Raw genomic sequence first — 16,504 nt, forward strand, 5'->3', positions numbered from 1 at the left:
CAATCGTGGATTTCGGATTCTCGCCACGGGCGAGTGAACTCCAGGACCGCATGCGGTCGTTCATGGAAGAGCACGTCCTGCCCGCGGAGGCCGTCCACGACCGGCAGCTGGCCGAGGCCGACGACCCGCACGCGCTGCCGCCGGTGATGGCCGGACTCAAGGAGAAGGCACGCGCCGAAGGCCTGTGGAACCTCTTCCTGGCCCACGGGGAGTGGGGCGCGGGACTGACCCACCTCGACTACGCCCCGCTCGCCGAACTGGCAGGCCGTTCCGTCATCGGCCCCGAGGTGTTCAACTGCTCGGCGCCGGACACCGGCAACATGGAGCTGCTGGCGCTGTTCGGCACGCCCCGGCAGCAGGAGCAGTGGCTGCGGCCCCTCCTGAGGGCGGAGATCCGCTCCTGCTTCGCCATGACCGAGCCCGAGGTCGCCAGCTCCGACGCCCGCAACATCCGCACCCGCATCACCCGCGACGGCGCCGGCTACGTCGTCAACGGCCGCAAGTGGTACACCTCCGGCATCCTCGACCCCGACTGCAAACTGATCATCGTCATGGGCAGGACCGACCCGGACGCACCCGCCTACCGGCAGCAGAGCATGCTGCTCGTCCCCCGCGACACCCCCGGCGTCACCGTCCTGCGCGACCTGCCGATGTTCGGCTACACCGACCGGCTCGGCCACGGCGACGTGCTCTTCGAGGACGTCCGCGTACCGGTGGAGAACATCCTGGGCGGGGAAGGGGAGGGATTCGCGCTCGCCCAGGGGCGGCTCGGGCCCGGCCGCATGCACTACGCGATGCGTGCCGTCGGCTTCGCCGAACGCGCCCTGCAGATGATGTGCGAACGCGTCACCGCACGCACCGCCTTCGGCGGGCCGCTCGCCGACCAGGGCGTGGTGCGCGAGTGGATCGCCCGCAGCCGCATCGAGATCGAGCAGGTGCGCCTCCTGGTGCTGAAGTCTGCCTGGCTGATGGACACCGTCGGCAACGCCGCCGCCCGGACGGAGGTCGCGGCCATCAAGGTGGCGGCGCTCGAAGTCGCCCACAAGGTCGTCGACCGCGCGGTCCAGGCGCACGGGGCTGCCGGCGTCAGTGACGACACCGTGCTGGCCCGGCTGTTCTCCATCACGCGGGCACTGCGCATCGCCGACGGCCCCGACGAAGTGCACCTGCGGACGGTGGCCCGCCAGGAACTCGCCCGGTACGGGAAGCACGACAGGAAGGCAGGGGCAGCGTGAGTACCGACACCCTCCAGGACAAGGTGGCCGTCATCACGGGTGGCTCCCGTGGCATAGGCCTCGGCATCGCCACCGCCTACCGGGCCGCCGGCGCCCACGTGGTGATCGCCGCCCGCAAGGCGGCCGGGCTCGCGGCGGCCCGCGAGGAGCTGCTGGGCGGCAAGGGCGACGGCGAGGTGCACACGGTCCTCGCCAACGCCGGTGAACCGGATCAGGCACAGAGCTGCGTCGACGACACCATGGCCCGCTTCGGACGCCTCGACGTCCTCGTCAACAACGCGGCGACCAACCCGTACCACGGGGACCTCCTGGACCTGGATCTGCCGCGCGCCGAGAAGACCGTACGCGTCAACCAGTACGGCATGATCGCCTGGACCCGCTGCGCATGGCGGGCCTGGATGGCCGAACACGGGGGAGCGGTCGTCAACATCGCTTCCGTCGGCGGCCTGGTCGTCGACCCGCACATCGGCTACTACAACGCCACCAAGGCCGCCATGCTGCACATGACCCGGCAGCTCGCCTACGAGCTCGGCCCCCGCGTCCGCGTCAACGCCGTGGCCCCCGGCCTGATCAAGACCGAGCTGGCGCGTGCGGTGTGGGAGGTCCGCGAGCCGGTTCTCACCGCCCGACTGCCGCTGCGGCGCCTGGGCACCGTGGAGGACGTGGCCCAGGCTGCGCTGTTCCTCGCCTCGGAGGCGTCCTCCTGGATGACCGGCCAGGCGCTGGTGCTCGACGGCGGGGCCACCGCCCTGCCGATCGGGGTGGCGGAGTGAACGCACCACGAGCCGCCACCGACCTGTTCTCGCTCCAGGGCCGCACAGCGATCGTCACCGGTGCGTCCGCGGGGCTCGGCGCCCGCTTCGCCGCCGTCCTGGCGCAGGCCGGCGCCACCGTGTTCGCCGCCGCCCGCCGCATCGACCGGCTGCGGGAACTCGCGGACAGCGACGCGCGCATCCACCCGGTGGCCTGCGACGTCGTGCAGGAGAGGGAGCGCGCCGGCCTGGTCGGCACGGCACTTGCCACCACCGGCCGCATCGACATCCTGGTCAACAACGCCGCCACCTCCGGTGAGACCCGCGCCGCGGACGAGTCCCCGGAAGCCTTCGCCGGCGTCCTGGACGTGAACCTCACCACGCCGTTCCACCTGGCCAGGCTGACCGCCGAGGCGCCGGCTCCCGCCGGCCCCCCGACCGCCGGCCGGAGCATCGTGAACGTCTCCTCCATCCTCGGCCTGGTCAGCGCCACGCCTCTGGGCGGGGCGAGCTACTCGGCCTCCAAGGCCGGACTGATCGGCCTGACCCGCGAGCTCGCCGGACAGTGGGGCGGTACGGGCACCCGGGTCAACGCACTCGCCCCCGGCTGGTTCCGCACCGAGATGACCGCGGAGCTCTTCAGCGACGAACGCTCCAGCCGCTGGGTCGACCGCAACACACTTCTGGGCCGCGGCGGCCACGACCACGAACTGGACGGGGCGCTCCTCTTCCTCGCCTCGGACGCCTCCTCGTACTGCACCGGGCAGGTCATGACGGTCGACGGCGGCTGGACCGCGCGATGAGCGTCGGCTGCGCACTCGGCGACGAGGGCCTGGCCCGGGTCACGCTGTGCCGGCCCGAGGCGGGCAACGCCATCGACCTGGCAACGGCACGCGGCCTGCTGGACGCGGCACGCGCCTGCGCGGCAGGGAAGGCGCGGGCCGTGCTGCTCACCGCCCAGGGACGGTCCTTCTGCGTAGGCGGCGACCTCCGTGAGTTCTCAGCGCTCTCGGGCCGGGCACTGGAGCGACACCTCCTCGCGGTGACGGGCGCGCTGCACGAGGCCCTGCGCACGTTCGCCGCGATCGACGCGCCCATGGTGGCCGCGGTCCAGGGACCCGTCGCGGGCGCCGGAACAGGCCTCGCTGCGGCGGCCGACGTAACCCTCGCGGCCGACGACGCCTCGTTCACCGCCGCGTACACCGGCATCGGGTACTCGCCCGACGCCGGGGTGAGCTGGTTCCTGCCCCGCCTCATCGGACCCAAGCGGGCGCTGGACCTGCTGCTGACCAACCGGCGGGTACCTGCGGCGGAGGCCGAGAGGATCGGGCTGGTGAGCCGGGTGGTCGCCGCCGACCGGCTGCCCGTCGAGGCCGTCCGCACGGCCGAGTCGCTGCTCCGGGGACCCACCGCGGCCTTCGGCGCCACGCGCCGGCTCGTCCGCTCCGGGCTGACCGGCGAGCTCGGCCCGCACCTGGACCGCGAGGCGGGCGCGCTCGCCACCGCGGCGGCATCCGAGGAAGGCCGCGAGGGCGTCGCGGCCTTCCTCGCCAAGCGGGCACCCGACTTCACGGGCGTCCCGCTCCCGCCTGCGCCCGCCCCCTGACCCGCAACCCGAACCCGTGGAGCCCACCGTGCCGGAAGCATTCGTCGTCGGAGCCGTCCGTACCCCCGTCGGACGCCGCAGGGGCGCACTCAGCGCGGTGCACCCGGCTGACCTGGGCGCCCATGTGCTGCGTGCCCTCCTGGACCGTACGGGCGCGGACCCGGACGCCGTCGACGACGTGTACTTCGGGTGCGTGAGCCAGATCGGCGCACAGACCGGGAACCTCGCACGGACCTCCTGGCTCTCGGCGGGACTGCCGCAGCACGTGCCCGGTACCACCGTCGACCGGCAGTGCGGCTCCTCCCAGCAGGCCGTGCACTTCGCCGCCCAGGCCGTCGGGTCCGGCGCCGCCGACCTGGTGGTCGCCGGCGGGGTGGAGGTCATGAGCCTGGTGCCCCTCGCCAGTCCCGCGACGCTCGGGCAACAGGCCGGCCTGGGCAGCCCCTACGGGGGCGAGGGATGGCGCGGGAACTTCGGCGACCAGGAGGTCTCGCAGTTCCGCGGTGCCGAGCTGATCGCCGAGAAGTGGGACGTCTCCCGAGCGGACATGGAGCGGTTCGCGCTCAGCAGCCATCAGCGGGCCCTGGCCGCCCAGGCCGAAGGCGCCTTCGACGACGAGATCGTGCCGTCCTTCGGACTCACCGCCGACGAGGGCCCCCGAGCCGACACCACGCTGCAGAAGATGGCGGCCCTCAAGCCCCTGACGGAGGACGGCAGGCTGACCGCCGCAGTGTCGAGCCAGATCTCCGACGGTGCCGCCGCGCTGCTCATCGCCTCCGGTGAGGCGGTGCACCGGCACGCGCTGACGCCGCTGGCCCGGGTGCACACCATGACCGTGGTCGGCTCGGACCCCGTGCACATGCTGACCGGACCGATCCCGGCCACGCAGAGAGTCCTGGACAGGGCCCGCCTCTCGCTCGACGACATCGACCTGATCGAGATCAACGAGGCCTTCGTCTCGGTGGTCCTGGCCTGGCAGAAGGAGACCGGCGCGGTCGGGGAACGCGTCAACGCCTTCGGCGGTGCCATCGCGCTCGGCCATCCGCTCGGCGCCACGGGCGCCCGGCTGATGACCACTCTCGTCCACCAGCTGCGCAGGACCGGCGGGCGCTACGGCCTGCAGACCATGTGCGAGGGCGGGGGCATGGCCAACGCGACCGTGCTCGAGCGCCAGTGACCGAGGCCCGGCTGGCAACTGAGTTCAGGTTGGGGCTAGTCTCGGATGCCGACAGGGTCGGTGACAGCCGGGAGAGCGGAACATGGCCACCAGGAACGTTGAACCGGAAGCGGGACCGAGGTCCAAGCGCGCGGCCATCCTGACCGCCGCCGTCGACTGCTTCGGTGAGACGAGCTTCGAATCCACCAAGTGGGCCGCCGTCTCGGAGCGGGTGGGCATCGGGCAGACCGCGCTGTACCACTACTTCGAGTCCAAGACCCACTGCCTGCTCACCATCATGCGGCTCGAACTCCAGCGCTCGCACGAGAAGTTCACCGAGGCGACCGAGGGCGTGGCCGACCCCGTCGAGGCGCTGCGGGCCGCGGTGCGCGCGGCGTACGACGTCTCCGACCGTGAGGTGCTGCAGATGCGCATCCTCCACAACCACATGGACCTGCTCTCCGGGCCCCGCAAGTCCAAGCGGGAGGAGGCTGAGCGCGTGGCCGCCCGGCAGCTCGTCCAACTGGTCGAGCGGGACTGGACGAACCTCCTGGTGCGCGGCATGTCGCAGGGTGCTTTCCCGCTGCGGGACGCGCAACTGCTCGGTGCCGGTGTGCTGGGGCTCATCGTCAGCGTGTGGCGGTGGTACCGGCCGTCGGGGCCCACGCCGCTTTCGGAGATCAGCGACCTGATCGAAGGTGCCTGCGTGCGGATGGCCGCCATGTGACGCCCGGCATCCGCCAGGCCCCGCCCGCCGGCGCTCCCAGCCCCTGACGCTCCCAGCCCCCTGACGCCCCGTGCCAGGGGGCTGGTTGCTGTCCCGCACCTCCACGGTGCCGTCGCGACCCCCTCGCGCGGCCGGCCCGTGCGGTGGACGCAGCAGTGGGCAACGCCCCCTTGCCAGCCCTGTTTCACCGGCATTACGATCCCCACTGAATTGAACTGAACTCAGGTTGATTGACAACGGCCTGTCGGGCAGCCGTCGGCCGAAGGGGCACCCATGACCTTGCGCGCATACCTGACCAGCATGGACAGTCCGCACCCCGAGCGGACACTGGACCTCCTCGAACCCGGCTTCCGGTTCCTCCTCGCACTCCCCGGAAAGGAGGTCAGCGGCAGCTCCCGGGAGGACTTCGCCGCGTACATCGCCGGCCGCAACCCGGTCGACCGGGCACACGAGGTGCTGCGTCACAGCCAGGACGGCGATGTCGAGACCGTCTACGGAGTGGTGACGGAGAACGGGCGGTACTCCGGCTCCTTCCTCTCGGCGGCAGTGGTCTCGCCGGACGGCCTCCTGGCGCGCTACCAGTCCTTCTTCACCACCTCCTTCGCACTGGTCGACCGGCCCGGGGAGGAACGGCCCGAGCCGGGGGACGGCCCCGTGGCGGCTGCCCGGCCGAGCACAGCCGACGGGAGCCGCGCATGAGTGACACCGCCACTGCCCCCTTCCTCACCGCCTGGTTCGAGATCCTCGACGGTGAGGAGCCGGCCAGGGTCCTCGACCTGATCAGCGACGACTTCTTCCTCTCCATCCTCTTCTCCACCGGCGACGGGGAGGCCACCGACTTCTCCGGAGACCGCGCCGCCCTCGTGGGCTACCTGGACCAACGGGAGAAGGGCACCCGCACCCACCACCTTCTCTCCGCGGCCACCCTCGGCCGGGACGAGGTCTTCCTCGGAGAGGTGCGGCGCACCGGCGTCCCCGAGGCCAGCTTCGTCGCCGCCGGCCGGCTGAACGGTGAAGGCCGCCTGGAGCGCCTGCTGATCGGCCGGTCCTCGCAGGTCCGCTTCACCTGATCCCGGACGCAGCCGGCCCCCGGCACCACCGATCCCGTGCACCACCGACCGTTGCGAAAGGCCCCCATGTACAACCTCGTCCTGCTCGCCGCCCGCCCCCCGGAGTGGACCCACGAGCGGTTCATCGACTGGTGGCGCGGCGACCACGCGGAGCTCACCTGCCGCCTGCCCGGACTGCGTGCCTGGCGGCACACGGAGATCGACGCCGCTCTGGAGCGGCGCTCCGAGGGCTGGGACGGCATCTCCGTGCTCGGCTTCGACTCCCCCGAGGACCTGCAGAAGGCCCTCGCGAGCACCGAGTGGGCGGCTGCCGTGGCCCAGGTCGGCGACATGAGGGGCCGCCGGATCGCGGTGATGGGCCACGAGGCCGAGTTGTTCAGCGGCTGAGCCGGTACGGCGCGGCGGGCAGAACAAGGTGCAGCAGACGGAGTTCGGCACAGCGCAGCGAGGGACGGTATGCGACAGGTAGTGCGGGAGTTCCACCGGAGTGCGGCCGAAGCCGACTTCGTCGCCGTCATCGACGACACGGGTGAGCACACGGCCCGGGAACTGTGCAAGAAGGCGGCAGGTTCGGCCGTGACGCTGTCCTCCGGTGCGCAGGACGGTGCGGGCCGCACGGTCCTGCTCCAGGCGGACAACTCCTGGCGCACCGTCGCCGCCACCCTCGCCGTGGGTCTGGACGGCGGCACTCTCGCGGTCGTCAACAGGCACACCACGCGTGCCGAGTTCGCCGCGGCCTGGGAGGACATCCGCCCGGACGCCGTCGTCGCCGAGCCCTCCGCCATGGACGAATGGGGCGTGCACGACCTGCTGCCGGGTCTCGCCGGCTCGGTGCTCGACGGGTGGCAGTGCCTGGTGGGCCCGTGGCGGCCGGACGTCAGGAGGTGGTCGGGCGGCGCACTGATCGGCCTCACCTCAGGCTCCACCGGGCGGCCCAAGGGCGTCGTCCAGTCGGAAGAGGCCCTGCGTTACGCGGCGAGGCACACCATCACCCTCAACGGCCTCTCGGCGGGTGACGCCGTCGCCGCACTTGTGCCGCTGTCCTCGACCGCGGCGTACTGCTTCGGGGTCTACCTCTCCCTCCTGCTGCGCGGGCCGCTGGTGATGACGGCGAAGTGGGACCGTGCCGTCGCGCTGCGGCGGATGGCCGAGGCAGGTGTCCGGTGGACCATGTGCGTGCCGACGATGGCACTCCAGATGTCCACCGAGGCAGCGGGCTCCGGCATTCTCGGCTCGGTACGCTCGATCACCGTCGGCGGCGGCCCCATGGACCGTGGCGCCCTCGCGCGCGCAGAGCGGTCGCTGGGCACGAAGATCCTTCGGGTCTTCGGCATGTCCGAGTGCCTCGGCCACACCTCACCGAGCCCCGAGGACCCCGAGGAGATCCGGCTCGGCCGCGACGGGCGGCCCTTCCCCGGCACCGACCTGCGCGCCCTCACCCCCGACGGCCGCCCGGCCGGCCCCGGCGTGACCGGGCGGGCCCAGGTGCGCGGCCCGTCCCTCTTCCTGGGTTACGCCCACGACGGCAGCCTCGCACGGCCGGCACTGACGCCGGACGGCTACCTCGTCACCGGGGACCTGCTGATGGTCCACCAGGACGGCACCGTCAGCATCATGGGGCGTGAGAAGGACGTCGTCATCCGGGGCGGCCGGAACATCGACATCACCGAGATAGAGCGCGCGGTCGCCGGCTGTCCGCGCGTGTCCCGGGCCTGCGTCGCCGCGGTACCCGACGAGGTGCTCGGCGAACGGGTGGCGCTCCTCGTCGTCACCGAGGACGGCGGTGACATCGGCCTGGACGAGGTCACCGGACACCTGGAGCGCCTGGGCCTGTCCAAGACCAAGTGGCCCGAGTTCGTGTTCAGGGTCGAGGAGCTGCCGCAGACCAAAGTGGGCAAGACCGACCGCCGTACCGCCCGCGAACTGGCCGGCAGGCTGCGCGAACGCAGCCCGGGGCCGGCCTGACCCGGACCACCGGGCAGACCTCGTCGCCCCTGACGGTCCACAGCACCACACGCGCACACGCACCGCTCCACAGCGGGGTACCAGCAAGGGAGTGCCATGACGCAGCGGTTCGACCAGGGGCCCTGGGCGGCAGCCGGAGTCCAGACCGTACAACCCGGGGTGCACCGCGTCCCCCTGCCGCTGCCGAACGACGGGCTGCACGCCGTCAACGTCTACCTCCTGGAGGACCTGGCAGCGGACGGCCTGGTCATGATCGACGGCGGATGGGCCGTCCCCGAGGCGCGCAAGGCGCTGGAGGCGGCGCTGGCGGTCATCGGCCGGGACCTCGGCGAGATCAGCCACATCCTGGTCACCCACATCCACCGCGACCACTACACCAACGCCGTCGAGCTGCGCCGCCTGCTCGGTTGCCGCGTGTACCTCGGCGCCGGCGAGCGCCCGGGACTGGAGATGCTCGGCCTGCTCCGCAGCGACGAGCCGGCCGGCTCATTGGAGACCCTGCGCAGGGCCGGCGCGGCGGAACTGGCCGACGAGGTGGCGAGGATGGACCACGGGGGGTACGACCCGAGCGTGTGGGAGGCTCCCGACCGGTGGCTGGGCGCCGGGACGCTGCGTTTCGGCGACCGCGGGCTGCGGGTCGTCCCGACCCCCGGACACACCAGGGGACATGTGGTCTACCTGGACGAGCAGCGCGGCCTGCTCTTCTCCGGGGACCACGTCCTGCCGCACATCACCCCGTCCATCGGCTTCGAACTGGCCGAGCCCGGCGGCCGGCCGCTCGCCGACTACCTGGACTCGCTCCACCTCATGACGCGGTATGCCGATGCCCGGCTGCTGCCCGCGCACGGGCCCGTCACGGACAGCGCCCACACCCGGGTCGCCGAGTTGCTCGCCCACCACGACGACCGGCTGGCCAAGAGCCTGTCGGCACTGGACCAGGGCACGCTCGACGCCCACGGAGTGGCACGCAGGCTCGGCTGGACGCGCCGGGAGGTGCCGTTCGAGGAACTCAGCGCCTTCAACCGGATGCTCGCGGTCAACGAGACGGCCGCTCACCTGGACGTCCTCGTCCTGCGCGGACGGGCCGAGGTGGCCTTCGCGAACGGTGTGAACCAGTACACACGGACCCGCTGAAACGGGCGCGGCGAAGGTCGCCCCCGGTGCAGACGGAGCAGGCGACGAGCAGGGCCGGGCCGCCGGCCGGAGGAGGAGGAACCGTGCATGACCGACTGCGGGGGCGGACCGCTCTGATCACCGGGGCGACCGGTGGGATAGGGGACGCAGTGGCACGGCGGCTGGCGGCCGAAGGAGCCGCGGTGGTGGTGACCGACGTGGACGCCACCCGCTGTGCGGAACTGGCGAAGGAACTGTCGGACCACGGCGCGAGAGCCCTCGGACTCGCGCTGGACGTGACCGACGAGCAGGCCTGGCGCACCGCGGTGCAACGGGTGCTCGACACGTACGGTGGGCTGACCGTGCTCGTCAACAACGCGGGCATCGCGGAGACGCGGACCGTGGAGACGGAGACGCAGGAGTCCTGGGACAAGGTCATCGCGGTAACCCAGACCGGCGTCTGGCTGGGCATGAAGTACGGCGGCCCGGCCATCGAGGACTCCGGCGGCGGCTCGGTCGTCAACATCGCCTCGATCTTCGGCACGGTGGGCGGTTTCGGCAGTCAGTTCTCCTACCACGCGGCGAAGGGCGCGGTACGGCTGATGACGAAGAACGCGGCTCTGCACTGGGCCACGCGCGGAGTGCGCGTCAACTCCCTCCACCCCGGCTTCATCGAGACCCCGCGCTCCCGCCACCTGTGGCGGGGCACACCCCGCCACAGGGCGATGGTCGAGGGCACCCCCATGCAGCGACTGGGCCGGCCGGCTGAGGTCGCCGGCGCGGTGGCCTTCCTCGCCTCCGAGGACGCGAGCTTCGTCACCGGCTCCGAGATGTACGTCGACGGGGGCTGGACGGCGCGCTGAACGCAGGGCGGCACCCGTGGCTCCGCCGCTCCGCACCGAAGCCACGGGTGCGGGCACGCGCTCCGCAGGCCGGCGCCGGGAGGTGGCCGGCGAACGTGGCGCCGCCGCTCGGCGTACAGACTGTCCAGTCAGTGCGGTCAGGGCTCAGCGTGATCCGGCATCCAGGGCGCCCGGCGCGTCGGACGGGGTCAATCCCGAGGCCCACACGCGTCCGTACACCGACAGATCGCGCAGATGGCCTGTGACCTCGGCGGCGCTGTAGCCGGTGTCGTTCTCCACCCACCACGTCAGCACGCCGACCAGTTCGCCCGTCCAGGCCCGTGCGATCACGTCGAAGGGGACGCGCGGGGTGACCCCGAGCTGTTCGGCACGCTCCCGGAAGAGGAGCTCGACCCGCTCGCAGATGAGCTCGGTGAACTCCCGCAGCGCCCGGCCGTCGCCCTCGCCCCGGAGGATGACCTGGTAGACGGGCTTCTCCTGCGCGGCGTGCTGGAAGATGTAGAGGACCGGAAGGCCGGTGAAACCCTCTGCCCGGGCCTGCTCCACGGCGGGGAGCAGCCGCTCGCGGTCCACCGCCAGCTCCCGGACGACATCGACGAGCAGGTCCTCCTTGTCGCGGTAGTGCGCGTAGAACGTGGCACGCGCGACGTCCGCGCCCTCGGTGATCTCCTCCACCGTGACGGCGTGGAACCCCTTGTTCAGGACGAGTTCGACCAGGGTCGACCGCAACGCTGAGCGGGTGCGCCGAACACGGCGGTCCTCGGCGGGTCTGGCGGTCTCCCGGGGGCCGGCCGGGCCTCCTGCGGACTTGGTCACGAGATCGTTCCCTCTTTCGTTCGGGCCGTTGACCTGACACTAACGCTGCCCTTACGTTCCTGGACGTCAAGATTGGTAACGGACACAGTGTTCAGAAACTCCAGGGAGTCGTTGTGAACCTCGGACGGTACGTACGCCGGACCAGTAGCCATCAGCCCGAGGCCGAAGCAGTGGTCTGCGGCCCGACCCGGCTGACGTACGGCGAGCTGGACGAGGACAGCGACCGGCTCGCGACCGCCCTGCTCGACCTGGGGCTGCGCCGGGGAGACTGCGTGGCCACCCTTGCCGCCAACCGGGCCGAACTCGTGGTGACGGAAGTGGCGCTCTACAAGGCGGGGTTGGTGCGCGCCCCCGTCAACGCCCGGCTCGGTGAGCACGAGGTGGCCCACCTGCTGCGTGAGTCCTCCGCCCGCATCCTGCTCACCGACGCCTCCCACCTCGACGCGGCCCGGCAGGCGGTACCCGGCAGCGAGGTGAAAACGGTGATCGGCTACGACGGCCCGAGCGACCTGGGTCCCGGCTACACCGAGACCCTCGCGGCCACCGCCCCCGAGGCCGTCGACGTCGACTGCGCGCAGGACGACATCGCGGTGCTGCACTTCACGTCCGGCTCGACGGGAAAACTCAAGGCGGCGATCCAGACCCACGGCAACCGCGCCGCCGTTCTGCGCAAGATGGTGATGGGCCCGGAGACCCGCATCGGCCCCGGCGACAGGCAGATCCTGGCCGGGCCCGTCACCCACGCCTCCGGCATGCCGCTGATGGGCATCTTCTTCGCCGGCGGGTGCGCGATCGTCCTGCCGCGCTGGGACGCCGAGGAGTTCCTCGCCACCGTCCAACGAGAGCGCGCCACCCACGCGTTCCTCGTCCCGACGATGGTCAACACGGTCCTTGCCCTGCCCCACGCCCACGAGTACGACCTCTCCAGCCTGCGCCGGCTCATCTACGGGGCGGCCCCCATGTCCCCGGCCCGCATCCGCGAGGCGTGGCGGTTCTTCGGCCCGGTGCTGTCCCAGGGGTACGGCTGCGGGGAGACCACCTCGGGCGTGCTGTTCCTCTCGACCGAGGACCACCGCCGGGCCATCGAGGACGGCGACGAGGAACTGCTCCTGTCCTGCGGGCGCCCGCGCGCCGAGGCCGAGGTCGCCGTCGTCGACGAGGACGGGGTTCCGGTACCCGACGGGGAGGTCGGCGAGATCGCCGTGCGCGGCCCGGACGTCGTCCCCGGCTACCACAACGAGCCCGAGCTGACCGGCCAGGTCTTCCGCGACGGGTGGTTCCTCACCGGCGACCTCGCGCGCCGCCGCGCCGACGGCTACGTCTTCATCGTCGACCGCAAGAAGGACATGATCATCTCCGGCGGCTTCAACATCTACGCCGTCGAGGTCGAGGCGGCCCTGCACCAGCACCCGCAGGTGTACGAGGCAGCCGTCGTCGGCGTCCCGGACGCGCAGTGGGGCGAGGCCGTCAAGGCCGTCGTCGTGCCGCGTGCCGGGGCCAGGCTCGGCGAGGCGGAGCTCATCGCCTTCTGCGCCGAGCGCCTGGCCCGCATGAAGAAGCCCCGCTCGGTCGACTTCGTGACCGCGCTGCCGCACAACGCCAACGGCAAGATCGACCGCCGCGCCATCCGGGAGCCCTACTGGGCCGCCGCCTCACGCCGCGTCAACTGAGACCGCAGAACCCGCCCGCACCGCACCGCACAGGGAGCCACCGCCATGCCCTTCACCCTCGAACCCTCCTACGACGACAACCCGCGCCTGCAGGAACTGGTCACCGACCTGCGCCGCTACCTCCACGAGGAACTCATCCCCTACGAGCACGAGCGCGGCATCACCGCCGAGAGCAAACTGGACCGGCCGACGCTCGAACACGTCTGGAAGCGCAGCCACGAACTCGGCTTCTACGGCATCAGCCTTCCGGCGGAGCTGGGCGGACAGGGCCTGAACCTGGTCGAGCTCTGCGCGCTGAAAGAGGAGCTGACCGCATCCGGCGCGGCACTGTCGCACTCCGTGCTCGGCGACATGGGTGGCCCCCTGCGGGCCGGCTCCATCGTGAAGTACGCGACGGAGTACCAGTTGGAGCGGTACCTGCTCCCCGTCATCCGGGGTGAGCGCGCCTGCTGCTTCTCCATCACGGAGGAGGACGCGGGCTCCGACGTACGCCGCATGACCACCACGGCCACGCCGGACGGCGACTCCTACGTGCTCACCGGCAAGAAGGTCTTCAGTTCGGCCGCGCCCTTCGCCGACTTCGCCATCGTCGTCGCCCGCACGGCCCCGGCCCCCGAGGCCACCGACGAGGAGGTGTACAGCGCGTTCCTCGTCGACCTCGACAGCCCGGGCTGTTCCGTACTCGACGGTGAAGTCCCCATGTCGGGCCAGCAGATGGAGGGCGACCTGGTCTTCGACGGCTGCCGGGTCCCCGCCGCGAACCTCCTAGGCGAGATCGGTCAGGGCCTGCGCATCGGCATCGGACGCATCACCCTCAACCGCCTGCTGCACTGCCCGTCCCTCATCGGCGCCGCCCGGCGCGCCTGGGACCTGTCCGTGGCCTACTCCAGGAACCGCGTCGCCTTCGGCCGGCCGCTGCTCGCCCTCCAGGCCATCCAGCACAAACTCGCCGAGATGGCGACCGACGTCTACGCCGCCCGCTCCACGGTGCTGGCCACGGCGGCCCGGGCCGACCGGGGCGTGAACATCGCCGTCGAGGCCAACATGTGCAAACTGCTCACCGCGGAGTCCTGCTTCCGGGTCGCCGACCAGGCCGTGCAGATCCACGGCAAGGCCGGCCTGACCCGCGGCAACGAGGTCGAGCAGATCTTCCGCACACTGCGGATGTTCCGGGTCGTCACCGGCACCAGCGAGATCCACAAGAACGCGATCGCCAAGTCCCTGAGCTGACCGGCACGTCGTCGAGGACGGGCGACGGCGGCGCGCCCCGTAGCGCGGACCCCGAGGCCGTGGGGGTCGCGCACCCGCTCACCGGGGCTCCGCCCCGCCCCGACGCCCTGCCTGCCCCCTCGAATCCGCAGGAGTCACCCTTGGCACCCGTGTCACCACCGCGTTCCCAGCCCGCTGCGGCCCCGTGCGGCGGCCCTCCGGGGCCTCCCGCCGACAGGCGCCGACGAGCCTGGCTGATCACTGCCATGATCGTGGCGTTCATGGTCGTCAACTTCGCCGACAAGTCCGTCCTCGGGCTCGCCGCTCTCCCGATCATGGACGAGCTGCACCTCAGCCACAGCACCTACGGACTGATCTCCAGCTGCTTCTTCCTGCTGTTCAGTCTCTCCGGCCTGGTGGTCGGCTTCCTCTCCGCGCGCTTCTCCACCCGCCTGCTGCTGTTCGCGATGACCCTGCTGTGGGCGGTGGCCCAGCTCCCGGTGCTGATCGTCGCCACGGTGCCCGCCCTCGTGGTGGGCCGCCTGCTCCTGGGCGCTGCCGAGGGGCCGGCCGCCGCCATGTCCATGCACGCCCTTTACACCTGGTTCCCGCCCGGGCGACGCGGTCTGCCCTCGGCCCTGCACATCGGGGGCGCAGCCCTCGGCACCCTCATCGCCGCACCCGTGGTGACCTGGCTCATCACTGCCCACGGCTGGCGGTCGGCCTTCGCCGCGCTCGCGGTCGCCAGCGCACTGTGGTCCCTGCTGTGGTGGAGGGTCGGTCACGACGGCCCCTACGGCCAGGCGCAGCCGCCCCCGGCACAGGGCGAGCCAACACGGGGCGGGACCCGGCTGCCGTACCGCAGGATCCTGCGTACCGGCACCGTCCTGGGCAGCATCTCCAGTGCGTTCGGCGCCCAGTGGGCGCTGTCCCTCAGCAGCACCTGGCTGCCCGCCTACCTGCGCACCCAACTCCCCATGACCGCCGAGCGGGCGGCGACCACCATCAGCGCGGTCTCCGCATGCGGCTTCGTCCTGCTGCTGACCGTCTCGCCGCTCGTCGACGCGCTCAGGAGGCGTGGCGTCTCCCACCGCTGGTCCAGCGGAGCCCTCCAGGGGGGTGCGGTCTGCCTGGCCGGTGCAGCCATGGCCGCCTTTCCCTTCGTCCACCCCACCGGCCCGCGGCTCGTGCTGCTCGCTGCGGCTTTCGGCTGCGCCTCCGTCGCCATTCCGCTGCACTACATCACCACGGCCGAGGTGGTCCCGACCACCCAGCGCGGCGCCGTCTTCGGCATCGTCGCCGCCACCGGTACCCTTCCCGGCCTCCTCGCGCCGGCCCTCACCGGCCACTTCATCGACACCTCGCGGACCGCGGCGACGGGCTACACCACGTCCTTCCTGGTCACGGCGGTCGTCATGCTGCTCGCCGGCGCCTTCGCGGTTGCCGCCATCCGTCCGGAGCACGACGCCCGGCGCCTGAACCCCGCCGGGGGCGACTGAACCCCTACCGGCAAAGGGCCGCGACGAGCCCCACCCCGCCACCGGGCCGTCCGCCTCGTGGCCGCAGACCCACGGGCGTCGTCCCGGTCACCGGCCCGGGACGACGAGCAGCCCGGCCTCCTCCGGCCCGATGAGGCGTGGCGGCGGTCGCGGTGCCGACGGCTGGGTGGACGCGGGTCACTGCGCCGGCCCGGCCGGCCGGTACCCGTCGCCGGCGGGCAGCCGTGGTGCCCGGCGGCTCTCAGAACAGCGGCTGCCCGATGCCCAGCAGGTTGCCCTCGCTGTCCCGGAACCAGCTCGCGCGCTCCCCCCTGGAGCCCTTGCTCGGATAGTTCCCCGCCACCTCCGCGACGCCGTCCTCGGTGCGGAGACCGGGTGTGTCCACCGACTCGAACACCACGCCGCGGGAGAGGAGTTCGGAGCGGACCTCGGCGAGGTCGTCGACCTCCCAGCCCATCTGTGTGAACGTGCCCTGAGAGGAGCCGGTCGATTGGAAGAGCACGAAGTCGGTCCCGCCGCACCGGTACAGCAGCCCCCCGGGCCGCTCGTCGAAGGGTTCGAGACCGAGCTTCTCGGAGTAGAAGCGCCGTGCCCGGGCCAGATCCTGGGCAGGCAGCCGGGTCGCCACCCGGCCTCGCGAGAGCGCCCCAGCGTCTGTTCGTGCCATGCCTGGACCCTGCACCCCCGACGCCCTCACCCGGCGCTCCGACAGGGCGGCGCCAGCCTAAAGGGCAAGGCCGTGAAGTTAAGGCTCGGGAAGGCAAACGCGTGGGGACTGATCTGGTGTGATCCGGGACGTGAGAAGCGGAGCCCCGGTAGAACT

Annotated in this window: 17 protein-coding genes; 15 read left to right on the plus strand and 2 right to left on the minus strand. The window is 71.9% G+C overall.

The annotated features are described in order from the left end of the window. Nucleotides 1-5: 5 nt before the first annotated feature. From ACFV3R_RS30130 to ACFV3R_RS30185, 12 genes are all read left to right on the plus strand, one after another. A complete protein-coding gene (locus ACFV3R_RS30130; protein WP_385589736.1) occupies nt 6-1,235 on the plus strand; it encodes an acyl-CoA dehydrogenase family protein in 1,230 nt (409 codons plus the stop codon). After that, on the plus strand, nt 1,232-2,008 hold the full coding sequence (locus ACFV3R_RS30135; RefSeq protein ID WP_385589738.1) for an SDR family oxidoreductase: 777 nt from the start codon (nt 1,232-1,234) through the stop codon (nt 2,006-2,008). The genes ACFV3R_RS30130 and ACFV3R_RS30135 overlap by 4 nt, the downstream gene beginning before the upstream one ends. After that, nucleotides 2,005-2,790 carry an SDR family NAD(P)-dependent oxidoreductase gene (locus ACFV3R_RS30140; protein WP_385589740.1) on the plus strand — a complete coding sequence of 262 codons (786 nt, stop codon included), beginning with the start codon at nt 2,005-2,007 and terminating at the stop codon, nt 2,788-2,790. Before ACFV3R_RS30135 ends, ACFV3R_RS30140 begins: the two co-directional genes overlap by 4 nt. Further along, on the plus strand, nt 2,787-3,593 hold the full coding sequence (locus ACFV3R_RS30145; RefSeq protein WP_385589742.1) for an enoyl-CoA hydratase/isomerase family protein: 807 nt from the start codon (nt 2,787-2,789) through the stop codon (nt 3,591-3,593). The genes ACFV3R_RS30140 and ACFV3R_RS30145 overlap by 4 nt, the downstream gene beginning before the upstream one ends. Nucleotides 3,594-3,621: 28 nt before the next feature. After that, the gene (locus ACFV3R_RS30150; protein ID WP_385589744.1) at nt 3,622-4,770 is read left to right on the plus strand and encodes an acetyl-CoA C-acetyltransferase; all 1,149 of its coding nucleotides are present in this window, start codon (nt 3,622-3,624) and stop codon (nt 4,768-4,770) included. Between the two features lie 82 nt (nt 4,771-4,852). Continuing rightward, complete coding sequence (locus ACFV3R_RS30155) at nt 4,853-5,476, plus strand: TetR/AcrR family transcriptional regulator (protein WP_385589746.1); 624 nt, start codon at nt 4,853-4,855, stop codon at nt 5,474-5,476. A 273-nt stretch (nt 5,477-5,749) separates the two neighbouring features. Then, on the plus strand, nt 5,750-6,175 hold the full coding sequence (locus ACFV3R_RS30160) for a nuclear transport factor 2 family protein (protein ID WP_385589748.1): 426 nt from the start codon (nt 5,750-5,752) through the stop codon (nt 6,173-6,175). Further along, nucleotides 6,172-6,546 carry a hypothetical protein gene (locus ACFV3R_RS30165; RefSeq protein ID WP_385589750.1) on the plus strand — a complete coding sequence of 125 codons (375 nt, stop codon included), beginning with the start codon at nt 6,172-6,174 and terminating at the stop codon, nt 6,544-6,546. Before ACFV3R_RS30160 ends, ACFV3R_RS30165 begins: the two co-directional genes overlap by 4 nt. A gap of 66 nt (nt 6,547-6,612) precedes the next feature. After that, the gene (locus ACFV3R_RS30170; RefSeq protein ID WP_385589769.1) at nt 6,613-6,933 is read left to right on the plus strand and encodes an EthD family reductase; all 321 of its coding nucleotides are present in this window, start codon (nt 6,613-6,615) and stop codon (nt 6,931-6,933) included. 69 nt (nt 6,934-7,002) lie between these two features. Further along, nucleotides 7,003-8,511 (plus strand): class I adenylate-forming enzyme family protein, encoded by a 1,509-nt coding sequence (locus tag ACFV3R_RS30175; protein WP_385589752.1) that lies wholly within the window; start codon nt 7,003-7,005, stop codon nt 8,509-8,511. A 96-nt stretch (nt 8,512-8,607) separates the two neighbouring features. Next, a complete protein-coding gene (locus ACFV3R_RS30180) occupies nt 8,608-9,645 on the plus strand; it encodes an MBL fold metallo-hydrolase (RefSeq protein ID WP_385589754.1) in 1,038 nt (345 codons plus the stop codon). A gap of 83 nt (nt 9,646-9,728) precedes the next feature. Continuing rightward, nucleotides 9,729-10,487: an SDR family NAD(P)-dependent oxidoreductase gene (locus ACFV3R_RS30185; RefSeq protein WP_385589756.1), complete on the plus strand. Its 759-nt coding sequence runs from the start codon at nt 9,729-9,731 to the stop codon at nt 10,485-10,487. A 144-nt stretch (nt 10,488-10,631) separates the two neighbouring features. Here ACFV3R_RS30185 and ACFV3R_RS30190 read toward each other — a convergent pair whose 3' ends face one another. Then, on the minus strand, nt 10,632-11,303 hold the full coding sequence (locus tag ACFV3R_RS30190) for a TetR/AcrR family transcriptional regulator (RefSeq protein ID WP_385589758.1): 672 nt from the start codon (nt 11,301-11,303) through the stop codon (nt 10,632-10,634). Nucleotides 11,304-11,416: 113 nt separating this feature from the next. Here ACFV3R_RS30190 and ACFV3R_RS30195 point away from each other — a divergent pair, with 113 nt between their 5' ends. The 3 genes from ACFV3R_RS30195 to ACFV3R_RS30205 all read left to right on the plus strand — a co-directional run bounded on the left by ACFV3R_RS30195 (nt 11,417) and on the right by ACFV3R_RS30205 (nt 15,681). Beyond that, nucleotides 11,417-12,973, plus strand: coding sequence for a long-chain fatty acid--CoA ligase (locus tag ACFV3R_RS30195; protein WP_385589760.1), 1,557 nt, complete (start codon nt 11,417-11,419; stop codon nt 12,971-12,973). A 45-nt stretch (nt 12,974-13,018) separates the two neighbouring features. After that, nucleotides 13,019-14,203, plus strand: coding sequence for an acyl-CoA dehydrogenase family protein (locus ACFV3R_RS30200; RefSeq protein WP_385589762.1), 1,185 nt, complete (start codon nt 13,019-13,021; stop codon nt 14,201-14,203). 245 nt (nt 14,204-14,448) lie between these two features. Further along, entirely contained in the window at nt 14,449-15,681 is a 1,233-nt protein-coding gene (locus ACFV3R_RS30205) for an MFS transporter (protein ID WP_385589764.1), read from the plus strand. 241 nt (nt 15,682-15,922) lie between these two features. Here the strand turns inward: ACFV3R_RS30205 and ACFV3R_RS30210 are convergent, their stop codons facing one another. Continuing rightward, entirely contained in the window at nt 15,923-16,348 is a 426-nt protein-coding gene (locus ACFV3R_RS30210) for a VOC family protein (RefSeq protein WP_385589766.1), read from the minus strand. Nucleotides 16,349-16,504: the final 156 nt, after the last annotated feature.

Origin of the sequence: Streptomyces sp. NPDC059740, assembly GCF_042733155.1 — a bacterium.
In the GTDB taxonomy this organism is placed as follows: Bacteria; Actinomycetota; Actinomycetes; order Streptomycetales; family Streptomycetaceae; genus Streptomyces.

Excerpts from the sequence above, each read along its gene's own strand:
- ACFV3R_RS30145 (WP_385589742.1), top strand. The coding sequence starts at position 2,787 with ATGAGCGTCGGCTGCGCACTCGGCGACGAGGGCCTGGCCCGGGTCACG.
- ACFV3R_RS30155 (WP_385589746.1), top strand. The coding sequence starts at position 4,853 with ATGGCCACCAGGAACGTTGAACCGGAAGCGGGACCGAGGTCCAAGCGC.
- ACFV3R_RS30160 (WP_385589748.1), top strand. The coding sequence starts at position 5,750 with ATGACCTTGCGCGCATACCTGACCAGCATGGACAGTCCGCACCCCGAG.
- ACFV3R_RS30165 (WP_385589750.1), top strand. The coding sequence starts at position 6,172 with ATGAGTGACACCGCCACTGCCCCCTTCCTCACCGCCTGGTTCGAGATC.
- ACFV3R_RS30170 (WP_385589769.1), top strand. The coding sequence starts at position 6,613 with ATGTACAACCTCGTCCTGCTCGCCGCCCGCCCCCCGGAGTGGACCCAC.
- ACFV3R_RS30175 (WP_385589752.1), top strand. The coding sequence starts at position 7,003 with ATGCGACAGGTAGTGCGGGAGTTCCACCGGAGTGCGGCCGAAGCCGAC.
- ACFV3R_RS30180 (WP_385589754.1), top strand. The coding sequence starts at position 8,608 with ATGACGCAGCGGTTCGACCAGGGGCCCTGGGCGGCAGCCGGAGTCCAG.
- ACFV3R_RS30200 (WP_385589762.1), top strand. The coding sequence starts at position 13,019 with ATGCCCTTCACCCTCGAACCCTCCTACGACGACAACCCGCGCCTGCAG.
- ACFV3R_RS30205 (WP_385589764.1), top strand. The coding sequence starts at position 14,449 with ATGATCGTGGCGTTCATGGTCGTCAACTTCGCCGACAAGTCCGTCCTC.
- ACFV3R_RS30210 (WP_385589766.1), bottom strand. The coding sequence starts at position 16,348 with ATGGCACGAACAGACGCTGGGGCGCTCTCGCGAGGCCGGGTGGCGACC.